At 50.2% G+C, this 18,804-nt stretch carries 21 protein-coding genes; 4 read left to right on the plus strand and 17 right to left on the minus strand.

Annotated elements, in window-relative coordinates; genetic code table 11:
• Position 1 precedes the first annotated feature (1 nt).
• From fliN to AC3QL0_RS05565, 16 genes are all read right to left on the minus strand, one after another.
• Positions 2-547 carry a flagellar motor switch protein FliN gene (fliN, locus tag AC3QL0_RS05490; RefSeq protein ID WP_493010432.1) on the minus strand — a complete coding sequence of 182 codons (546 nt, stop codon included), beginning with the start codon at positions 545-547 and terminating at the stop codon, positions 2-4.
• Positions 528-1,550 carry a flagellar motor switch protein FliM gene (fliM, locus tag AC3QL0_RS05495; RefSeq protein WP_493010433.1) on the minus strand — a complete coding sequence of 341 codons (1,023 nt, stop codon included), beginning with the start codon at positions 1,548-1,550 and terminating at the stop codon, positions 528-530. Before fliM ends, fliN begins: the two co-directional genes overlap by 20 nt.
• Positions 1,551-2,150, minus strand: a complete 600-nt coding sequence (locus AC3QL0_RS05500; RefSeq protein WP_493010434.1) for a flagellar basal body-associated FliL family protein — start codon at positions 2,148-2,150, stop codon at positions 1,551-1,553.
• Positions 2,151-2,307: 157 nt separating this feature from the next.
• On the minus strand, positions 2,308-3,576 hold the full coding sequence (locus AC3QL0_RS05505) for a flagellar hook-length control protein FliK (RefSeq protein ID WP_493010435.1): 1,269 nt from the start codon (positions 3,574-3,576) through the stop codon (positions 2,308-2,310).
• A gap of 12 nt (positions 3,577-3,588) precedes the next feature.
• On the minus strand, positions 3,589-4,038 hold the full coding sequence (fliJ, locus tag AC3QL0_RS05510; protein ID WP_493010436.1) for a flagellar export protein FliJ: 450 nt from the start codon (positions 4,036-4,038) through the stop codon (positions 3,589-3,591).
• Entirely contained in the window at positions 4,035-5,483 is a 1,449-nt protein-coding gene (gene fliI / locus AC3QL0_RS05515) for a flagellar protein export ATPase FliI (RefSeq protein WP_493010437.1), read from the minus strand. The genes fliJ and fliI overlap by 4 nt, the downstream gene beginning before the upstream one ends.
• A complete protein-coding gene (gene fliH / locus AC3QL0_RS05520; RefSeq protein WP_493010438.1) occupies positions 5,480-6,247 on the minus strand; it encodes a flagellar assembly protein FliH in 768 nt (255 codons plus the stop codon). Before fliH ends, fliI begins: the two co-directional genes overlap by 4 nt.
• Positions 6,240-7,244, minus strand: a complete 1,005-nt coding sequence (gene fliG / locus AC3QL0_RS05525; RefSeq protein ID WP_135865348.1) for a flagellar motor switch protein FliG — start codon at positions 7,242-7,244, stop codon at positions 6,240-6,242. Before fliG ends, fliH begins: the two co-directional genes overlap by 8 nt.
• Positions 7,228-8,913 carry a flagellar basal-body MS-ring/collar protein FliF gene (fliF, locus tag AC3QL0_RS05530; protein ID WP_493010439.1) on the minus strand — a complete coding sequence of 562 codons (1,686 nt, stop codon included), beginning with the start codon at positions 8,911-8,913 and terminating at the stop codon, positions 7,228-7,230. The genes fliG and fliF overlap by 17 nt, the downstream gene beginning before the upstream one ends.
• Positions 8,914-9,038: 125 nt before the next feature.
• The gene (fliE, locus tag AC3QL0_RS05535) at positions 9,039-9,371 is read right to left on the minus strand and encodes a flagellar hook-basal body complex protein FliE (protein ID WP_493010440.1); all 333 of its coding nucleotides are present in this window, start codon (positions 9,369-9,371) and stop codon (positions 9,039-9,041) included.
• A 120-nt stretch (positions 9,372-9,491) separates the two neighbouring features.
• On the minus strand, positions 9,492-9,809 hold the full coding sequence (locus AC3QL0_RS05540; protein ID WP_493010441.1) for an EscU/YscU/HrcU family type III secretion system export apparatus switch protein: 318 nt from the start codon (positions 9,807-9,809) through the stop codon (positions 9,492-9,494).
• Positions 9,806-11,047: a flagellar hook-length control protein FliK gene (gene fliK / locus AC3QL0_RS05545; RefSeq protein ID WP_493010442.1), complete on the minus strand. Its 1,242-nt coding sequence runs from the start codon at positions 11,045-11,047 to the stop codon at positions 9,806-9,808. Before fliK ends, AC3QL0_RS05540 begins: the two co-directional genes overlap by 4 nt.
• Entirely contained in the window at positions 11,044-11,415 is a 372-nt protein-coding gene (locus AC3QL0_RS05550) for a flagellar protein FliT (protein WP_493010443.1), read from the minus strand. Before AC3QL0_RS05550 ends, fliK begins: the two co-directional genes overlap by 4 nt.
• Positions 11,416-11,431: 16 nt before the next feature.
• Entirely contained in the window at positions 11,432-11,851 is a 420-nt protein-coding gene (fliS, locus tag AC3QL0_RS05555) for a flagellar export chaperone FliS (protein WP_493010444.1), read from the minus strand.
• A 2-nt stretch (positions 11,852-11,853) separates the two neighbouring features.
• Positions 11,854-13,245 (minus strand): flagellar filament capping protein FliD, encoded by a 1,392-nt coding sequence (gene fliD / locus AC3QL0_RS05560; protein ID WP_493010445.1) that lies wholly within the window; start codon positions 13,243-13,245, stop codon positions 11,854-11,856.
• Between the two features lie 99 nt (positions 13,246-13,344).
• Positions 13,345-13,764, minus strand: coding sequence for a flagellar protein FlaG (locus AC3QL0_RS05565; protein ID WP_493010446.1), 420 nt, complete (start codon positions 13,762-13,764; stop codon positions 13,345-13,347).
• 240 nt (positions 13,765-14,004) lie between these two features.
• Between AC3QL0_RS05565 and AC3QL0_RS05570 the strand changes: the two genes are divergently transcribed.
• Entirely contained in the window at positions 14,005-14,766 is a 762-nt protein-coding gene (locus AC3QL0_RS05570; protein ID WP_493010447.1) for an RNA polymerase sigma factor FliA, read from the plus strand.
• Between the two features lie 13 nt (positions 14,767-14,779).
• On the opposite strand, the gene mltB is transcribed toward AC3QL0_RS05570, so the two are convergent.
• Positions 14,780-15,943: a lytic murein transglycosylase B gene (gene mltB / locus AC3QL0_RS05575; RefSeq protein ID WP_493010448.1), complete on the minus strand. Its 1,164-nt coding sequence runs from the start codon at positions 15,941-15,943 to the stop codon at positions 14,780-14,782.
• A 234-nt stretch (positions 15,944-16,177) separates the two neighbouring features.
• Here mltB and AC3QL0_RS05580 point away from each other — a divergent pair, with 234 nt between their 5' ends.
• The 3 genes from AC3QL0_RS05580 to AC3QL0_RS05590 all read left to right on the plus strand — a co-directional run bounded on the left by AC3QL0_RS05580 (position 16,178) and on the right by AC3QL0_RS05590 (position 18,701).
• The gene (locus AC3QL0_RS05580) at positions 16,178-16,927 is read left to right on the plus strand and encodes an electron transfer flavoprotein subunit beta/FixA family protein (protein ID WP_493010449.1); all 750 of its coding nucleotides are present in this window, start codon (positions 16,178-16,180) and stop codon (positions 16,925-16,927) included.
• A 3-nt stretch (positions 16,928-16,930) separates the two neighbouring features.
• Positions 16,931-17,860, plus strand: a complete 930-nt coding sequence (locus tag AC3QL0_RS05585) for an electron transfer flavoprotein subunit alpha/FixB family protein (protein ID WP_493010450.1) — start codon at positions 16,931-16,933, stop codon at positions 17,858-17,860.
• A 199-nt stretch (positions 17,861-18,059) separates the two neighbouring features.
• Complete coding sequence (locus AC3QL0_RS05590) at positions 18,060-18,701, plus strand: peroxiredoxin (RefSeq protein WP_493010451.1); 642 nt, start codon at positions 18,060-18,062, stop codon at positions 18,699-18,701.
• The last annotated feature ends 103 nt before the right edge of the window (positions 18,702-18,804 follow it).

The following is an 18,804-nucleotide window of genomic DNA, read 5'->3' on the forward strand; positions in this document are numbered from 1 at the left end:
CTTATCTACGCGTATTCAGGCGTTGGATACGGTCGGAAGGGGTAATGATATCGGTTACACGAATACCGTATTTTTCATCCACCACCACGACTTCGCCTTGGGCGATTAAGTAGCCATTCACGAAAATATCCATAGGCTCACCGGCTAGGCCATCTAGCTCTACAACGGAACCTTGTCCCAGTTGTAGGATGTTTTTGATGGTCAGGCGGGTGCGGCCCAGCTCTACAGACAACTGAACTGGAATATCCATGATCATGTCTATATCACTGTGGCTGCTACCGGCAGCACTGCTCAGTGGCGGGAAAATCGCGTTAGGTTTAGGTGCACCGCTTTCTGGCTCTAGTGAAGTAGGGGTGGCAGCAGTTTGCTCCGCTAATGCTGAAGCCCAATCATCATTCAGGTTTTCCAGACCGGCCGCTTGGGTAGATGAGGATTTATCGTCACTCTGACCAGCCAGTTGTTCAGCCATGGCAGCATCCCAGTCTAGCTCGGTGTTGTCATCAGAAGAAACAGGCGGTGTGGGGTTGTTATTCTGAGGTTCTGTCATGTAAGTTCACTTTTCGGAAATCAGGTTCTGTATAGGTCAGAACTTTTTGTACGCGCAGTGCCATATGCCCATTGGAGGTGCCGTATTGGCATTCCATGATGGGTACGCCATCAACGTGTGCAAAGATGCGTTCGGGAATATCAATAGGGAGTACATCGCCCACTTGCAGTTGCATCAACGAGGAAATAGAGGTGTGGATTTTCTGGAAATCCGCGACCAGTTCTACATCGGCGCTACGTACTTGGCGTGTCAGTTGTTGGGTCCAGCGCTGATCAATCGCGCTGCTGCTGGTATCTTGCAGAGGGCGTGTCAATAAATCACGTACTGGTTCAATCATGGAGTAGGGCAGGCAAATATTCAGATTGCCACCTTGTGCACCAAACTCGATGTTGAATGACGTTACGACCACCAAGTCGTTGCCTGAACTAATGCTGGCGAACTTGGTGTGCATTTCTGAACGCACATATTCGTACTCAAGCTTGTAGACGTTTTCCCAAGCTTCGCAATAGTTTTCCAGTGTGTGCGTGAGCAAACGCTGAATGATGCGTTGCTCGGTAACGGTGAAATCTCTACCTTCTACGCGAGTGCTGTAACGACCATGGCCGCCGAATAAACTGTCGATGATCAGGAACACCAAGCTGGGGTCAAACGTGAACAGCGAAATACCGCGCAACGGCTTCAGGTTCACCATATTCAGGTTGCTGGGCACCGGCAAATTACGCTCAAAGTCACTGTATTTTTGTACTTTGATGGTGCCAACAGTAATGTCCGCATTGCGGCGCATAAAACTGAGCATGGTGCTGCGCAAACGACGAGCAAAACGCTCGTTGATTAGTTCAAGCGTTTGCATGCGATGTCGGATGACTCGCTCGGGTGACGCTAAGTCATAAGGCCTTACACCGCTGGATGGCAGTTCTTTGCTGGTGTTCTCGGCACCTTCACCGGTGACACCCGCCAGCAGGGCATCGACTTCGTCTTGTGATAAAAAGCTTTGGTACGACATTTACTGGACCACAAAAGCGGTGAATAAAACGTTGGCGATGCGCGGTTTTACAGAGCTAGGCTCGTAAGGTGCATTCAAAACCATCGTGAGTGCATTCACCAGCTCTTCTCTACCTTGTGGTGTTTGCACATAGAAAGGGTTCTGAGCTGACAGGGTTTTGAGTACGCGATCGCGAACCACTGGCATAAATTCACCTAACAACAAACGGGTGTCTTCGTCTTCTACACGCAGCGTCAAGGCGGTGTAAAGAATACGCGAGCGTTGACCATCATTTAGTGTGACCGTGAAAGGCTCAAGCGAGGTGAAAATAGGTTTGGGCGCGACCGCGGGAGCAGCAGGTTTGGCTGCTGGTTTTTCTGCGTCTTCGGTGGCTTGCTCGGTAGCGTTGTCGTTAGGCGCGGCAAAGAAAGTAATACCGCCTTGTTGCCACGAGTAGTACAACGTTGCCCCTACGCTGGCTGCAATAATCAGCAAGACAATAAGCAAATTCTTTAGAAAGCGAGAAAACCCAGAACGCGCTGGGCGACGGCGTGGTCGCTCAACGGGGGTAGTCGCTGATGAGGATGCGTTTTTGGAGCGAACTGTAGTAGAAGTAGCCATAGTAACAATGTCGCGCGAAATTCTGTGTCGCAGCAAAAAAAGCCCTAGGACATTGTGCCCCAGGTGGTCAATTCAAATGCCGTGGAATAAGGCAGGTATTGCCGTCTTAATCCACTCTTTATGGTGTGCTAAATAAAAACGTTGGATCAGGTATGCCTTACGCAAAGGTATCAATCAAGGCATCCGGTATGGCTCGTCGAACAGGTGGAGCAATGGTCTCGGTGGTAGCAGAGGATCGCCCGTGTAAGAGATCATCAAAGCGACTGGATGATGCTGAGTTGGAGTCTGAGCCGTGACCTTGTTGTTGAGAGAAAAACGCTTGATCAGAGGGTTGATCGCTGACATCGGCCTGACCCAGAGATAATCCGTTTTGTGCCAAGGCTTGTTGCAACTGTGGCAAGGCTTGTTCCACAGCCTGACGTACATTGGCATGTGCCGACACAATGTAGGCATGGGCAACGTTGTCGCTGAGTTTTAAGCTAATACGCAGCGGACCAAGCTCAGGTGGATCCAGTCGTAATTCGGCGTGTTGTACCCCTTGTCTAGAGAAGCTCAGCATGGTTTTGCTGAATTCTTGTCCCCAGGTGGTGGAGTCTACCGGTTGATTCAAACTGGCTTGCAACACAGGTGAGGAGCTAGGGACAGCAGCGGTGGTAATAGACGATGCTGCACCGGTGATGGCTGTGGTGACCGCAGGAATATCGGCTGTTTGAGCCACAGTTTCAACATGAGCAACAGGCGGTGTAGTTGCAGCTGCTGGCACGGTGGTTAATACCGCCTTGATGTTGTCAGTATTGTTTGAGTTCTTGTTGTTAGTTTGTGCAGTACTGAGCAGTGTCGCGGTAGTGTCTGTTTTGTTGGTGGCAGGTTTGGCCACTTCAGTCATGGTTGCAGCATCAGTTTCAGTCGATGTATCAGCACTGCTAGCAGCGGGTAACGTAGCTGCTGTGGTTGTTGCCTGTTGAAGGGTACGTGTATCAGCAACCCGTTTTTCTGTTGGTTGAGCCGTTGTTTGTAGACGTGCTTCCGTAGCTTGCAGCAGTTTTTCTGTAGGCAGATTGCGAGGCTTAGATGTGTTGTGCTCTACGCCTTCAGTGGCTACAGGTTGCTGGCGTAACCCTTGTTGTATGCTGGCAGACTCTGCTGCAATGAATAGAGTGGTAGCAATTAGATTTAATGCAGAATCAGTGTCGTCATCAGGTTGCGATGCAGGCTCAGACAATGAGTCGGTTTTTTGTTTGTTAAAAGGCAGCTGACCGGGTGTGGCTAATACGGAATCCGTTGCCGCTTCGCTGCCGTCAGCCACGTCGTTCTGCGAGGCCAATACCGAAGCAAAACTCTCTGTTTCGGTATTGGGTTGTGCAGCGGAGGTGGGGGGCGCACTGGCTGGAACAGAAGTAACCAGAGTAAGAGCCTGTGTAGTCATAACTGCCTCGGACTAATTGGTAGGGTGTAAACGCTGGAATAAAGCTGCCGAAAACTCATCGTTTAGGCGTTGTTCTTGGCGCGCTTGTACGCGCTGCCATTCGGCCTGACGACGGGCGTGCAAAGTTTCATAAGCATGTAGGCGTTTCTTTTCTTCTAGCCATAGTGCTTGCTCTTTGCTGATTTTTTCTGACAACTGACCCAATATAGTATTTTGCTGCTGAATGGCTTCATCCAAAGTGCCGATAAAGCGCTGAAAATTCATGTAGTTCGACATGGCAACGCCATTTTGGCCTGCCTCTAGTAAGCGCTGGGCATAGTCTTGGCGGTACTCATGCAGCATGTTGAGCTGCTGTTGAGCGGCATTGTGGCTTTGGTTTAGAGCTGCCAAGCGCTGAGCGACTTCATCACGACGATGCTCGCTAAGCTCAATCAACATGTCTAGAGAGTGCTGCGGTTTCATAGGCTATTGCTTCCTGAGTTCAGGACAGTGCGTAGCAGCGCAACGGAGTCGTTGTAATCCACTTGCTCATTGACGTCCTGTTTAAGAAAACTCTCCAACCAAGGGAAGCGATCTATGGCTTCATCAATAGCTGGGTCATTACCTTTGGTGTAAGCACCTACCGCAATCAGGTCATGATTGCGTTGATAGCGAGAAATCAGTCCCTTGAAACGGTGCACGCACTGTATTTGTTCAGGAGGCACCACGGCAGACATCACGCGTGAAATGGAGGCTTCAATATCAATAGCGGGATAGTGGCCGGTTTCGGCTAGACTTCTAGACAGCACAATGTGGCCATCCAAAATGGCACGTGCAGAGTCAGCGATAGGATCTTGCTGATCATCGCCTTCGGTTAGAACGGTGTAGAAAGCAGTGATAGAACCTGCTTTACCTTGTTGGTTCACCGCACCATTACCGGCGCGTTCTACTAGTGCTGGTAGCTTGGCAAAAACAGATGGTGGGTAGCCTTTGGTGGCCGGTGGCTCACCCACGGCCAAGGCAATTTCCCGCTGTGCCATGGCGTAACGGGTGAGGGAGTCCATGATTAGCAAAACGTGTTTGCCTTGATCACGGAAGTACTCTGCAATACGTGTGGCGTACACTGCACCTTGTAAGCGCAGCAAGGGAGACACATCTGCTGGTGCAGCAACGACTACCGCACGCTTCAGACCTTCAGGCCCTAAGTTGTGTTCGATAAACTCTTTAACCTCTCTACCGCGCTCACCAATCAAACCCACCACAATAATATCGGCTTGGGTGTAGCGGGCCATCATGCCTAACAGCACACTTTTACCTACCCCTGAGCCAGCAAAAAGCCCCATACGTTGGCCTCTGCCTACGGTCAGTAAGGCGTTGATGGCTTTGACGCCTACGTCTAGTACCGTATCAATGGGGGCTCGCGCTAAGGGGTTAATAAGCGCGCTGTGTAGGCTAGCGGTTTTGGCGGTAGACGGTTCTGAGAAACCATCTAATGCTCGACCTGAGGCATCCAGCACGCGTCCTAACAAATGATCGCCTACCGGTAGATGGTGGGTGATGGCGGGTGGTGGCGGTGGTGTGGCTTGTCCGTCTTTGGGTAGCGCAATGGGTGCGTCATAGCTGGCCTCTAAAGGCAGCACGCGAGCACCCGGTGTTAGCCCAGCGGTATCACCTTGAGGCATTAAAAACAGTTTGCCGTTTTCAAACCCTACGACTTCGGCATCGGCCCATAACCCTTGGGCTGAAGACAGCTCAATACGGCATGCTGACCCTACAGGTAAGCGCAGCCCCGTTGCTTCAATGACCAATCCGGTCGCGCGTACCACACGGCCGCTATACAACAGTGGATCGGTAGACTCTACTCGCAAGACCGCATTTTGCAGTTGAGCTTGCCAGCGAGAAGGAAGGGAGGCTGGCAGCGTGCTCATGATAGTTCCAGTTCACTCGCTTCGGGTGTAGCAAGATTGAGGGTATGAATTGCTCTATGCCAGCGTGTTTCTAAGGTGGCATCTATATCGCCCAGTGCTGTGCGTACACGGCAACCGCCAGCGGTGATGCTTTCATCTTCTAGGACGCGCCAGGAGGGTAAGTGCTCTTGCTGTTGCAGGTAATCGTGCACCAAGGTGTGATCACTTGGGCTCACATAGAATGTGATGCCGCTTTGGTCATCCATGTTGGACTCCAACAGTGTACGTATAAGGTGCAGGAGCTGTTCTGGTTGTGATGTCAGTGTTTGTTGAACCACATGACTGGCAATGCGCACGGCAGTATTAAGTAGCGCCTCGCCCATTTCGCCATACAGGTTTTCTAGGTGGCTTTGGGTGCCGCTTAAAAGTGTGCTTAATTGCTCAGCTTGTTGCTGCGCCAGATGTTGGCCTTCAGCAAAGCCTTGCTCTTTACCTTGGGCTAGGCCTTCTTCGTGACCTTGGTTTTTACCATTCACTAGCCCCTCAGCAACCCCTTGTTCGTGGCCTTTTGCGTAACCCTCTTGGTAGCCTTCGGCGTGGCCGCGTTGAACAGCGGCTTGGCGCAGTTGTTCAATTTCGGCCATGAGTTGTGCCACATCCGGCATGGCTGGTTTGGCTGTGTCATCGCGTTTACGCTGTTTGCCTGCTACTTCTGGCAGTTCAAACGCCTGCATTTCCCAGCGTTGCCAATGACCATAAGGGGAGGAGGGGGTGTGATTAGACATACTCGTCGCTTCCTAAGCCACCCAAGGTGATTTGACCGCTCTCGGCCAAGCGACGGGCCACTTCCACAATGGCTTTTTGCTCTTGTTCCACCTTGGACATACGTACAGGGCCTTGAGCATCCAAGTCTTCGCGCAGCATATCGGCGGCACGGTTGGACATGTTTTTGAAGAATTTGTCGCGCAGCTCGTCCGTGGCACCTTTTAGTGCAATAGTCAGGGATGCAGTTTCTGTTTCTTTGAGGATGAGCTGGATTGCCGTATCTTCAATGTCTGCCAAGTTATCAAAGACAAACATTTCTTCCACGATACGGTCGGTCAGGTCATTATCAATACCACGCAAACTCTTGATTACAGACTCTTCGTCGCTGGCGCTCAAGTAGTTCAGAATCTCAGCTGCAGTACGAGTACCACCCATTTTGCTGCGTTTGGCACCTTGACCAGACAGCATGCCATTTAACACTTCGGTTAATTCGTGCAAGGCATTAGGCTGTACACCACCAAAGGTAGCCACACGTAGAATGACGTCATCACGCAAACGCTCAGGCAGTTCTGTCAGAATGTCGGCGGCGCGATCACGCTCCAAGTGCACCAAAATAGTGGCAATAATTTGGGGGTGTTCGTCGCTAATCAGTTCGGCAACACTGTGTGCATCCAGCCAGTTCAGTGCATCTATCCCGCTGCTAACGCCGTCACCAGCTTCCAGAATATCTTCGATCAAGCCTGCGGCTCTATCTGTACCCAGCGCTTTATTGAGTACCGAACGAATGTACTCGTTGGAGTCCAGTGTGACGGCCATGAACTGATCGGCCTCTTGTCTGAACTCTTCCAAAATAGCGTCCATGTCGGCGCGAGTCAGTTGCTTCAGGCTAGCCATGGCTGAACCCAGCTCTTGAACCTCTTTGGGGTTCAGGAACTTGAACACTTCTGCGGCGGCATCTTCGCCTATGGCCATCATGAGGATGGCACTTTCTCTCAGTTTATTATCCGCGCTTTTCATCTTTATTTTCTTTGCTCATCCAACTGCGCAATACCATGGCTACGGCTCGTGGGTCTTGCTCAGCCATAGAACGTGCGGTGCTCAGGTTGTCTTCATAACGATTGATTTCAGTAGCTCGGTCTTGGGCTAATTGCTGGCGCTCCAAGTCTTGCTCTTGTTCAGCACGACGGGCATCAGCTTGAGCAGATGCTTGGATAAACCCTTGGATGATTGGGTTGACCACAATGCGCCAAAACACGAAGAACAGTACCGCTAACAACAGATATTTGATGAGGGACATGCCTAGCTCTAGATAGTCGTTGTTTTTCCAGAAAGGAACGGAGGTATCAGGTACATCACTGAAACGGCTGTTGACTACGCTGATGCTGTCGCCTCGGTCTACGGAAAAGCCCACCGCTTGCTTAACGAGCTCACGAATGTTTTCCAATTCGTTTTCGTCCAACGCTACTAATTCGCCTTGGTCTAAGCGGTAATTCACCACTACAGCCACCGACAAGCGTTTCAACTGGCCATTAGGGCCTTTGATGTGGCTGATCGTGCGGTCTACTTCATAGTTAGTGGTGACATCGCGACGTGCGTTGCCAGTAGCAGAGACTTCTCTGGCTTGCTCATTCAGGTTACGCAAGCTGTTTTGTTGAGGGTCTTGTTGAGTAGCGGTGGCTGTAGCATTGGCATCTGCTGGGGCTTCAGGCGTAATAATCGGAGCAACAGGATCAACTGGGGGTTGGTTACTGAGTGCGCCCGGTACACCTTCGGCAGGCAAGCTATTGTTGTTGATGGATGTGCTGCTTTGCTCGCTGCGTACAGCAGCTTCACCAGGGCGTTGGTTGGGTCGGTAGATTTCCGATGTTTCCTCACGCTTGGCAAAATCCATGTCGGCACTAACTTGGGCTCGTACATTACCCGGGCCAAGAATGGGATTTAACAGCGTCAAAATACGTTGTACAGAACGGTGTTCAATATCGTTAACCAGATTCTGCTGTTGGCTATTCATGCCGCCTTCGCCAGCAGGCATAGTTAGCAATCTGCCGTTTTGGTCTACCACGGACACGTTCTGAGCATTCAGGTTTGGCACACTAGAGGATACTAACCATGTGATGGCAGACACTTGGTCCTCGCCCAAACTGCGACCGGGGTACAGGCTTAACAGTACTGAAGCGGTGGGCTCTTGTCGGTCACGCACAAACAGCGTTTCCCGAGGAATCGCCAAATGCACTCGCGCTTCTTGTACGGCGTGCAGCGCTTGAATGGAGTTAGCGAGCTCACCCTCAAGTGCGCGTTGGTACGTCACTTGCTCGGTAAATTGGCTGGCACCAAAACGAGATTGATCCAGCAACTCAAAACCAACGTTTCCTGCTTTGGGTAAGCCTTGGCTTGCCAACTGCATACGGGCTTCAGGCACTTGTGCCTGGGGGACCAGAATGGCTGTGCCGTTATCCGAGAACTGGTAAGGAATATTGAGTTGCGTTAGTGCGTTCACAATGGCACCGCCATCGCGATCATCCAAGTTGGAGAACAACACACTGTAGTCAGGTTTGCGAGCCCACATGGCTGCGACAGCAACCAGAGCAATCATGGCAGCAGCGATACCCAACTGCAGAGGTCGGGGAAGGGCCATGATTTTAGAAAAACCGGGAACGCGCGAAAAAATCTGCACTGCCTGATTCACGACAGATTACCTCATCTTAATGCATCGCGATGTCGCGACAGGACTGTGCGGGAGTAGTAGATACGACCATGTAAAAACATGAAAACGAGAATGACTTTAATAACAGCAACGATAAAAGCCTGGGCTTATACCGGCATGCTGGCGATCTCTTGGTAAGCAGCAACTAAGCGGTTACGCACTTGAACAGTGGTTTGGAAAGCAACGCTAGCGGTTTGCATATCAATCATTACGTCGTTTAGAGCAATGCCAGGTACACCGGCCTCAAACGCTTTGGCTTGATCTTGAGCTTGGTTTTGCATGGCTGACAGGCGTTGCAGAGAACGTGACAGTTCGGCTGCAAAACCGGATTCGGTAGAGCTGGCCTGATGAGCGCTGGCAGGGCGATTGGCTGCAACGTCGCTAAGGGCCTGCATTTTTGCCAAGACAGACTCTAGGCTGGAAAGCATGGAGGTAGACATTTAAAACTCGTCCAAAGTGGTGCACGGAACCCATTGTCATAATGAGTCGATTACACAGCCTACTGTACCTGTGTACGCACTAAGGTAAGCGGTGTATCTACCGCCAAAAAAGTGGGCTTTTCAAGCCTTATGGTTTTTTTCAGATGAGGTGAGGGGCTGAGTATCTAGATTTTCAATGCTGTATACCCATGCCAGTAATTCAGCCACTACTTGATAAAGTTGTGGAGGAATATGAGCGTCCAGATCAACCTGCATTAGTAAACTCACCAGTTCACGCGACTCATGTATATGTAGTCCGTTAGCTTCGGCTGTTTGGATGATGGTTTCAGCAATGTTGCCGTAGCCCTTGGCGACAACCTTGGGTGCGGGGTCATGCGCATCGTAGCGCAATGCGACGGCGCTAGGTCGTAACGGCGATGAGAAAATTTTATCCGTCATGATGCGTCAGAGGCGGGTGGCAGTAATGGGGTATCGTGCAGGCTTAGAGTATGCAAGTTGAAGCCTAATGCAGACAACCTATTTTGTAGGGCAGGTAAGTGCGCATTCAAGGAGTTATGACCATCCGGTGCAGTGATGCGTAGGGATAGCTGTTTATCTACCAAGGTCAGAGCCACTTCTACTGTGCCTAGTAATGGGAGCTGCATGCGTAAGTGGCTATCCCATTGTTGGCTACTAACAGTGCGTTTGTGATTGGCTGAGCCTTCGTGTTGTTGTTTGCGTTGAATGAGCCAGTCTAGCGGTACATTTTGCCAAGCCTCGCCACGCCATTGAAATTGCTGATTAGCGAGCACTTCAAGTTGCTGTCGTATGAGCAACGAGTGTGGGGAGTCGCTGCTATCTGTGGCGGCAAGTGTGGCGGTGGTTTGTGCTGTAGAGGCAGAACCGCTTTCGGGCTTGGCGTGCTGCGTGTTTTGCGATGAACTCTGCGCAGTATTGTTGGTTAACAGGTTTTGTGGTTGCTGCGTTAGGGTATGCAGCGCACCTTGACCGAAGGCAAAACGAGCAAGCTGTGCCTCATAGAACATGCCGCTATGTTGTACGGTTTGTTGCAGGCCTTTCATGAAATTTTGCGCTAATGCCGCAGTATCCAACTGCTGCAGTAGGCTTGTAGAGGCAAGCGCTGGGCGCATGAGTTGTGCGGTAGCGGTGGATTGTTCTGTGGCGGGTGGTGGGGGCGCTGGTTGCTGAGTTTGCGACGAGCTGACTGTGTGTGAGCGTGCTTGTGTTAACGCCGCTTGCAGTAGTGTGCGTAGGTCGCCGTTGTTAGCCAGTGGTTGCCGACCTTGTAGCCCTTGCTTGATCTCTGGGTAGCGATCAATGATTTGCAAAATGGTTTGTGCCGCTTTACCTAATGTGGTGGGGGCTGATTTAGTCGCTGAGGTGCTGGTTTGTCGCAGTAGCGACTCTATAGCGGCCTGTCTATTGAGGCTGACATCTTGCCTAAGTTGTTGCTGCTTACCTTGCTGATGACGGGTAGCCTGCTCCACGCTTTGTTGTGGATGGCGCGAAGTGGGGTTTTCACTGCGTTGATTGCGCTCGGGGTGCTGTGCTTGGCTGACGGCATCAGGTCTAGCCCCCGAGCTGATGTTGCTTTGTTGGCCAAGGGTATTACCCAGTGCCGCATCTAGACGCTGTATAAGTAGAGTGCCTAGAGGGGAGTGACCACCTATGCTCATAGATGACTAGCGGTATTGGGGTAGTACGTTTGCAGAATATTCTGTTGGCGTTTCATGTTGCCCAGTAGTTTGTCCAAGCGTTTCAGCTCAGGTGTGGCAAGGTGACGAATCTGGGCGTCGTCTTCCAGTATGCGTGAAAGCAGTTCGCGTCTAGCTTCGCGGTCGCTGCTGTTTAGCGTATCCATAGTGCGTAAGCAATCTACCGCTTCAATGTAGCGTTCGCTGAGTGTAAACACCTCATCCCAAGCATTAAGCTGTGCTTGTTGCAGCATGCTGCTGGTGATGTTTGCAATAGTCTCGTACTGTTGTAGGAGGGTGGGGTTGTTGGTGCTCATGATGGTGGTGCTCGGTGTAGAGATGCCAGTCAAAAGAGGGGTCGCCTCTTTAGGTGCGTTGTGGGTCAACGGCGGTAACCCAAGCTTGCCCAAGCTCTTCTAGTAGCTTGTCAGCAGTATCTAGTTTGGTGCGGTCAGCATCCAAATTTGCACGCAGTAAATGGTGCAGGACAATGTCGTAAGCAGCAATGAGATTTTGTGCAACCTCACCACCTTTTTCGGTGTTCACTGCAGCTTTTAGGCCGCTATCGACGATGTCTATAGCTTTGGATATAGCCTTACCACGCTCGGCTATATTATTTTTTTCAAAATGCAGTTTGGCTTGAAGTATGGCGGCCCGTGCCCCCTGAAACAATAAAGTGATCAGGCGTTCTGGAGAGGCGCTAAGAACTTCTGTTTCCAGACCTATGTTGGCATAGGTCTGTACCGATCGTTGGCCGTAGCCGCGTCTAGTGGGGGCGTAAGTCATAACTATTTTTTATCGCTCATGTTGCCAAGCATGGAAAGTTGTTGGCTTAGGTAGTTGCTGATACCACCCATATCACTCATCATTTTGTCTAAGCTGGAAAATTGCTTTCTGTAAGCTTCCATGGTGGTTTCAATGCGTGTTTCAGCAGCAAGCATTTGCTTATCAATGTCTTTGATGTTTTTGGTAATGCTGTCGCTAGTCAGTGCCAATAAGCCATCTTTTTTCTTAAGGTAAGTTTCGGTGTTGTCTACTAAGCGCTGACCTATGGCTTTTTCGCCAGAGAAAAGCTTCGCTACATCGCTGTAGTTTTCTTTAATTGCTTCGTCTAGTTTTTTCTGATCCAGCTCCATCACGCCTGTGCTGGGGTTGATCTTGATACCTAGCTGAGACAGGTTGCGCACATCACCATTACTTAAGTTGTAGCTGATGGCTTCGCGCATATCTGCTTGCATGCGACGTGGCAGAGCTTCGCCGGTAAGGGCGCTGCCTTGTTGTTTGTCTATGTCGAATTTGGTCTGTGCAGCGATGGTGCTGTGCAGATTGTTGTAGGCCGTCACAAACTCTTGGATCAGTTTGCTGGTGGCGGCGTCATCACGCGTAACAGCAACTCTGGAAGGTTTGCCATTTTCGCTGGCAGAAGTGGTTTGGTTTAGTGTGAGCGTAACGCCTTCAATCGCGTTTTCAACGGTGTTGCTTTGGCTAGTAATCGTGATGCCATCAATGCTGATTTCAGCGTTTTGGGCAGCTCGTACTGTGAAGGAGTTAGTGTTGTTGGCATCAAAGCCAAGAAAATCGTTCAGTTGATCGTTGTCTTTGACTTCGATTTTGCTAACGGAGTTCGCTGTACCTGTTTTGCTGGAGCTGATAACGAGGTGAGACTTACCGCCGTCATCGTTAATTAGGGTGGCGCGTATGCCTAGTTTTGGATCGCTATTAATGGCTTGAACCATGCCTTCCATGGTGTTTTCGAAACCACCAAGATCCACTTCGTGCGTATCACCATTTTCCATGGTGACGCTGATTTTTCCACCTTCTTGATCGCTCAGAACCTTAGTGCGATCTTCGGTTTTAGTCAGACGTTGTGCCGTGGCGAGGTGTTTAACTTCCACATCATAGGAGCCCGCAATAGACTTGTTATTGGCGGTGACTTGTATGGCCTCGTTGGAGCTAGTGGCTTTGTAAGCGCTGAATACAGCGGGGTCAGCTAGCTTTTTGCCTATGCCCTGTAGCGCATCTAGCGAGCTTTTGAGTTGGCTGTAGCCAGACAGGCGTGCTTCGGCCGCTGATTTGCGGTCTTGAATAAGCGCCAGCGACATGTTTTCTACCTTGCGCAGGTCAGCCAGAATTTTGTCTACAGGTAGGCCTGAGCCTACACCAACGGATGAAATTGCCATGAATCGAGCTCCTTGTTCTGTATTGTGCCTGAGTCAGTCTGCTTACAAAGCGACTGTTAGCGTGCCTAAAGTTCCTTAGATCAATGGTTTCGTTACCATTTATGCCTTAGTGCTGATGCCTTTTCCTTGGAATTGAGCAATCATTTTGGCGACTGCCATGACGGCCTCGGAGGGCACTGTGCGAATCACTTCGCCACTGTCGTTATCCACGATAGAAAGCACGATGCGTTGTGTGTCTGGGTCTATGTCAAAGCGCAAGCCCGTAGACCATGCCTGCATATCTTGATTCAGCGTTTCCAGCGCTTTATCTAACGTGCTTTTTTCCCATTCAAACTCATAAGCTGTATGTTTGCCAAAAGGAGTGGGGTGCTTATCGGCCGTGGATTTCTCTGTGGCTGCTGATTCAGTCACGGTTACCGCCGCATTAACCTCAGTAACAGCATCCGATTCCAAATTTTGTTGGGCGGAGATGAGCGCTGTGGAAGAAAGCGATAAAGTGTGTCCTGTAGGGTTGATCATGCGATGTCTCCGATCCGGGACGGTTAGCACAGGGCAAGCTGGAAGGCTGCCAGTAAGGGTATAAGGAATCTATAGGGTTTAACGGATCACAAAGAAAAATCTTTAGTGGCCCTTAAAGGGCAATAGCCGAGCTAATGGTGCGAATAGGCGTGAAAATCAGCGTTTGATTCATAGACCTCAAATGCGATGTAGGCCTGAGAATAGCTAAATTATGTGTAAGCATTTCCGGATCTATCGCACATGACCGCTTCAGAAAACGCTTTGATCGAGAAGTACGCGCCGCTCGTAAGACGACAGGCGCTTCTGCTCGTGTCGCGTCTGCCTTCCAGCGTCGAGCTGGATGATCTTATCCAAGCCGGTATGATCGGCTTGCTGGATGCCGTTAGGCGTTATCAAGTGATGGTAGAGGCGCAGTTTGAAACCTATGCCGTGACCCGTATACGTGGTGCCATGGTTGATGAGCTACGCAGTCAAGACTGGTTACCCCGTAGTGTGCGCACTAAGGCACGCCAAATTGATAATGCAGTCACTGCGCTGCGTCAGCAATTAATGCGCGAACCACTAGAGTCTGAAATCGCTGAACAGCTAGATCTCACCATAGATCAGTATTACCAATTGCTAGAAGAAGCCAGCGGTGTGCAAGTGTTGCACTATGAAGATTTGGCAAGGCGAGAAGAAGGGGTTGGCGACGCCTTGGAGTTCCTCTCGGGGGGGGCAAAGCCGTCTTCACCTTTGGAAAATCCGCTGTTGCAGCTAGAATCCCAAGCGTTACGTGGCGCGTTGATATCAGCTATTGACCAATTGCCCGAACGAGAAAAGCTACTGCTGTCGTTACAGTTTGAGCAAGACCTGAATCAAAAAGAGATAGCGATGGTGATGGAAGTCACAGAGGGTAGGGTTTCGCAATTACGCAGTCAGGCTATTGCCCGTATTCGTGCGGCGCTATCGCGAGAGCAATGGGAGTACTCACCGGGTAGTGTGGAGTACTCCGCATTGCTGTAATGCGGCCGCATTACTATTTCTTCATGGCCGCTTCTAGTGCATTAGCCAGTTCTACTACAGACGCTGCATAAAAGTAGCTGCGGTTGTAGTGGGTAATGGAAAAGAAGCTAGGGGTGGCAACGCGGTACTCAACGGTTCCGCGAGGCTCATCCACCAAATTCACAATACCCAACGGTACAGATGCCAATGCGCCGGGCGCACGTTGGTTGGGATATAGCGTGTTCCAGTTCAACGTGGCTTCGAGTCCACCCGTAACTAAGCTTTCTGGTTGTGCGGGCAGAGGTACATCTAAAAAGGCGGGTTGGCCGACTACCCAGCCGTGTTCCAGCAAGAAGTTAGCGATAGAGGCACTGACATCCGCAATAGAATCATGCAGATTAATGTTGCCGTTGTTATCACCGTCTTTGGCGTAACGCAGCAAACTGCCAGGCATAAATTGTGGCAAGCCCATGGCACCAGCAAAAGAACCCTCAACAGCGCTGGCATCCAATATGCCGGCTTGGTGTAGGTAAATCAGGTCAGCCAGTTGGTTACGAAAGAGTTCGCCACGTTCTGGGCGGCTATCGTCGGGGTAACTAAAGCCTAAGGTGCTCAGTACTTCTAGTACATTGAAGTCGCCTGTGTATTTACCATACAAGGTTTCGACGCCAATGATGGCTACTAATATAGAAGCAGGCACACCATATTGCTGTTCGGCTTTGGCTAAGGTTTCGGCATGGTTACGCCAGAAAGCGACGCCTTCACGTATGCGAATGGGTTCTACAAAGCGGTTGCGGTAGGTGACCCAGCTTTTTTTGATGCGGCCTTTACTAGGTGCCATCAGTTTTGCTGCGGTGGCATTGTATTTTGCCTGTTGCAGCAGAGAGGTAGTCAATGCGACAGGAATTTGACGTTGTGCTTCTAAGGCTTGCGCCCATTCCAATGCCCAAGGCTGTAATGTGCCGTCGGCACGTACAGGCGGTTGGCGTCTGGCAGCGCTGGAGCTACCTGCATTCAAGTCTTCATAAATGACTAGCTCGCGGTGGCCTGAATTCACCGTGTTAACAGGTGATGCAGGTGCGCTGACGCTAGAGGGCACTACGGCAGTATCCGTAGCAGGAGTTGAGTGCGGAGAGGCACAGCCCGTTAGTAGGGCAAGTAATAGGCAGCTTCGTAGAATAGTCACGGCGATAGGCATGAGATGGCGTTCCTTCAAGACCCACTATGTTACTGGTTTTGCGTGACGACTGTATATGCTGAAACCGTAAAAGTTCGGTACTGACATTGTGAGTAAAACTGCAGTCATTGTGATAATTTTGCAGTATAAACGCTGCAGATTTAGGTATAGTGATAGGTTGGGTATGGTGATTTGCAATCACTCAAACTATGAGTGCCATTGAAATTTGTTTAAAAGTGTTTTGGAGATAACCGGATGAAAGTCTTGGTACCCGTGAAGCGCGTCGTTGATTACAATGTAAAAGTACGCGTGAGATCTGATCAAAGCGATGTAGATATTGCTAACGTCAAAATGTCGATGAACCCCTTTGACGAGATTGCTGTCGAAGAGGCTGTGCGTCTGAAAGAGCAGGGCGTGGTCAGTGAAGTGATTGCAGTGTCATGCGGTGTGACAGCTTGCCAAGAAACCTTGCGTACAGCGATGGCCATTGGTGCTGATCGCGCTATCTTGGTTGAAACTGATGCAGAACTGCAGCCTTTGGCCGTATCCAAACTGTTGAAAGCAGTGGTGGACAAAGAGCAGCCACAACTGGTGATTCTGGGCAAACAAGCTATTGACGACGACGCTAACCAAACAGGCCAGATGTTGGCTGCTTTGTTGGATTGGCCACAAGCTACCTTTGCAAGCAAGGTAGAGTTGGCTGCTGATTCCGTGCAAGTAACGCGCGAAGTAGATGGCGGTCTGGAAACTCTGAAATTGAATCTGCCAGCTGTTATCACTACCGATTTGCGCTTGAATGAGCCGCGTTATGTCACGCTGCCCAATATCATGAAGGCGAAGAAAAAGCCTTTGGAAACCATCAAGCCCGAAGAGGTTGGCGTTGATGTAAGCCCGCGCTTGAAGACACTGCAAGTTAGCGAACCACCTGCACGTTCTGCAGGGGTGATCGTGGCAGATGTAGCTGCCTTGGTTGAGAAACTGAAAAACGAAGCAAAGGTGATCTAAGTCATGGCTATTCTTGTAATTGCAGAACATAACAACGAGAGCTTGAACGTTGCGACTCTGAATACGGTTGCAGCAGCAGCTAAGATTGGTGGTGATATCCACGTTTTGGTAGCTGGTCACAATGCTAAAGCTGCTGCTGATAGCGCAGCTAAGGTTGCTGGCGTAAGCAAAGTATTGTTGGCTGACGATGCTAGCTTGGCTGATGGCCTGGCTGAAAACGTGGCTGCGCAAGTGCTGGCAGTGGCTGGTGATTACAGCCACATTCTGTTCCCAGCTACGTCTTCCGGTAAAAACGTTGCACCTCGCGTAGCAGCTAAACTGGATGTGGCACAGGTTTCCGACATCATTGCCGTAGACTCAGCTGATACGTTCAAGCGTCCAATCTATGCAGGTAACGCAATTGCTACTGTGCAGTCCTTGGATGCTAAAAAAGTGATCACTGTGCGTACTACCGCATTTGATCCTCAAGCAGCCGAGGGTGGTTCTGCTGCCGTTGAAAGCGTAAGCGTTGCCGCTAACTCTGGTAAATCCCAATTCGTGGGTCGTGAAGTAGCGAAGAACGACAGACCTGAACTGACAGCAGCATCTATCGTGGTGACTGGTGGTCGCGGTATGGGTAGTGCCGATAACTTCAAACTGCTAGAGCCTTTGGCTGACAAACTGGGTGCTGCTATTGGTGCATCCCGTGCGGCAGTCGATGCTGGTTACGCTCCTAACGACTGGCAGGTGGGTCAAACTGGTAAGATCGTTGCTCCACAACTGTACGTGGCATTTGGTGTGTCTGGTGCGATTCAGCACTTGGCTGGTATGAAAGACTCCAAAGTCATCGTTGCGGTTAACAAAGATGCAGAAGCACCGATTTTCGGTGTGGCAGATTATGGTCTGGTGGCAGATTTGTTCACAGTACTGCCTGAGCTGGAATCAGCACTGTAATCGAGTATTTCCGTTTTATGCAGTAGAAAGCCCCACGAGTTATGTGGGGCTTTTTTGTTTTTGCTGCAAACAATGCCACTATAAGGTTATTTCTAATAGTTATTTGTATGTGCTTTTTAATGCTGGGAGAATATATTCATTCTAAGCCGCTGTAAGGCGACTTATTCATAGATTCATGAAAATGACCAAGGAGTGATTTATGGCTACATTGCGTTTGGGTGACATTGCCCCTGATTTTGAACAGGAATCTTCCGCTGGTAAGATTCGTTTCCATGAGTTCCTTGGCGATAGCTGGGGTGTATTGTTTTCTCACCCAGCAGACTTCACGCCAGTCTGCACTACCGAGCTAGGCTATACCGCTAAATTGGCTGATGAATTCGCTAAGCGTGGCGTCAAAGTGATCGCTGTATCGGTGGATGGCAACGATTCCCATAAAGAGTGGATTGCTGACATTAACGAAACCCAGAAAACCACAGTGAATTTCCCTATTTTGGCTGATGAAGATCGTAAAGTTTCTGAGCTGTACGACATGATTCACCCTAACGCCAGCACAACCGTGACAGTGCGTTCTGTGTTCATTATTGATCCAGCTAAGAAAATACGTCTGACCATTACATACCCTGCTAGCACAGGCCGTAATTTCAACGAAATTTTGCGTGTGATTGATTCTTTGCAACTGACAGACAATCACAGCGTGGCAACACCAGTGAACTGGGAAGATGGTCAAGACGTGATCATCGTGCCATCACTGAAAGACCCTGAAGTGATTAAACAGAAGTTTCCTAAAGGCTATACGGAAGTGCGCCCTTACTTACGCATTACCCCGCAGCCTAATAAGTAATACGTAGACGCTTGCTTGCTACGCAGTTCAGCCCTCTGTGGTGTTATACGCCACAGAGGTTTTTTTATGCTTGCCTCAAATGCTGTTAATCTATACAGTACTG

This window comes from Paenalcaligenes sp. GW821-LYS-B07-1 (assembly GCF_058803365.1).

What these genes read in the sequence shown, in the direction of transcription:
- fliN (WP_493010432.1), bottom strand. Translation starts at nt 547, where the DNA reads ATGACAGAACCTCAGAATAACAACCCCACACCGCCTGTTTCTTCTGAT.
- fliM (WP_493010433.1), bottom strand. Translation starts at nt 1,550, where the DNA reads ATGTCGTACCAAAGCTTTTTATCACAAGACGAAGTCGATGCCCTGCTG.
- AC3QL0_RS05500 (WP_493010434.1), bottom strand. Translation starts at nt 2,150, where the DNA reads ATGGCTACTTCTACTACAGTTCGCTCCAAAAACGCATCCTCATCAGCG.
- AC3QL0_RS05505 (WP_493010435.1), bottom strand. Translation starts at nt 3,576, where the DNA reads ATGACTACACAGGCTCTTACTCTGGTTACTTCTGTTCCAGCCAGTGCG.
- fliJ (WP_493010436.1), bottom strand. Translation starts at nt 4,038, where the DNA reads ATGAAACCGCAGCACTCTCTAGACATGTTGATTGAGCTTAGCGAGCAT.
- fliI (WP_493010437.1), bottom strand. Translation starts at nt 5,483, where the DNA reads ATGAGCACGCTGCCAGCCTCCCTTCCTTCTCGCTGGCAAGCTCAACTG.
- fliH (WP_493010438.1), bottom strand. Translation starts at nt 6,247, where the DNA reads ATGTCTAATCACACCCCCTCCTCCCCTTATGGTCATTGGCAACGCTGG.
- fliG (WP_135865348.1), bottom strand. Translation starts at nt 7,244, where the DNA reads ATGAAAAGCGCGGATAATAAACTGAGAGAAAGTGCCATCCTCATGATG.
- fliE (WP_493010440.1), bottom strand. Translation starts at nt 9,371, where the DNA reads ATGTCTACCTCCATGCTTTCCAGCCTAGAGTCTGTCTTGGCAAAAATG.
- AC3QL0_RS05540 (WP_493010441.1), bottom strand. Translation starts at nt 9,809, where the DNA reads ATGACGGATAAAATTTTCTCATCGCCGTTACGACCTAGCGCCGTCGCA.
- fliK (WP_493010442.1), bottom strand. Translation starts at nt 11,047, where the DNA reads ATGAGCATAGGTGGTCACTCCCCTCTAGGCACTCTACTTATACAGCGT.
- fliS (WP_493010444.1), bottom strand. Translation starts at nt 11,851, where the DNA reads ATGACTTACGCCCCCACTAGACGCGGCTACGGCCAACGATCGGTACAG.
- fliD (WP_493010445.1), bottom strand. Translation starts at nt 13,245, where the DNA reads ATGGCAATTTCATCCGTTGGTGTAGGCTCAGGCCTACCTGTAGACAAA.
- AC3QL0_RS05565 (WP_493010446.1), bottom strand. Translation starts at nt 13,764, where the DNA reads ATGATCAACCCTACAGGACACACTTTATCGCTTTCTTCCACAGCGCTC.
- AC3QL0_RS05570 (WP_493010447.1), top strand. Translation starts at nt 14,005, where the DNA reads ATGACCGCTTCAGAAAACGCTTTGATCGAGAAGTACGCGCCGCTCGTA.
- mltB (WP_493010448.1), bottom strand. Translation starts at nt 15,943, where the DNA reads ATGCCTATCGCCGTGACTATTCTACGAAGCTGCCTATTACTTGCCCTA.
- AC3QL0_RS05580 (WP_493010449.1), top strand. Translation starts at nt 16,178, where the DNA reads ATGAAAGTCTTGGTACCCGTGAAGCGCGTCGTTGATTACAATGTAAAA.
- AC3QL0_RS05585 (WP_493010450.1), top strand. Translation starts at nt 16,931, where the DNA reads ATGGCTATTCTTGTAATTGCAGAACATAACAACGAGAGCTTGAACGTT.
- AC3QL0_RS05590 (WP_493010451.1), top strand. Translation starts at nt 18,060, where the DNA reads ATGGCTACATTGCGTTTGGGTGACATTGCCCCTGATTTTGAACAGGAA.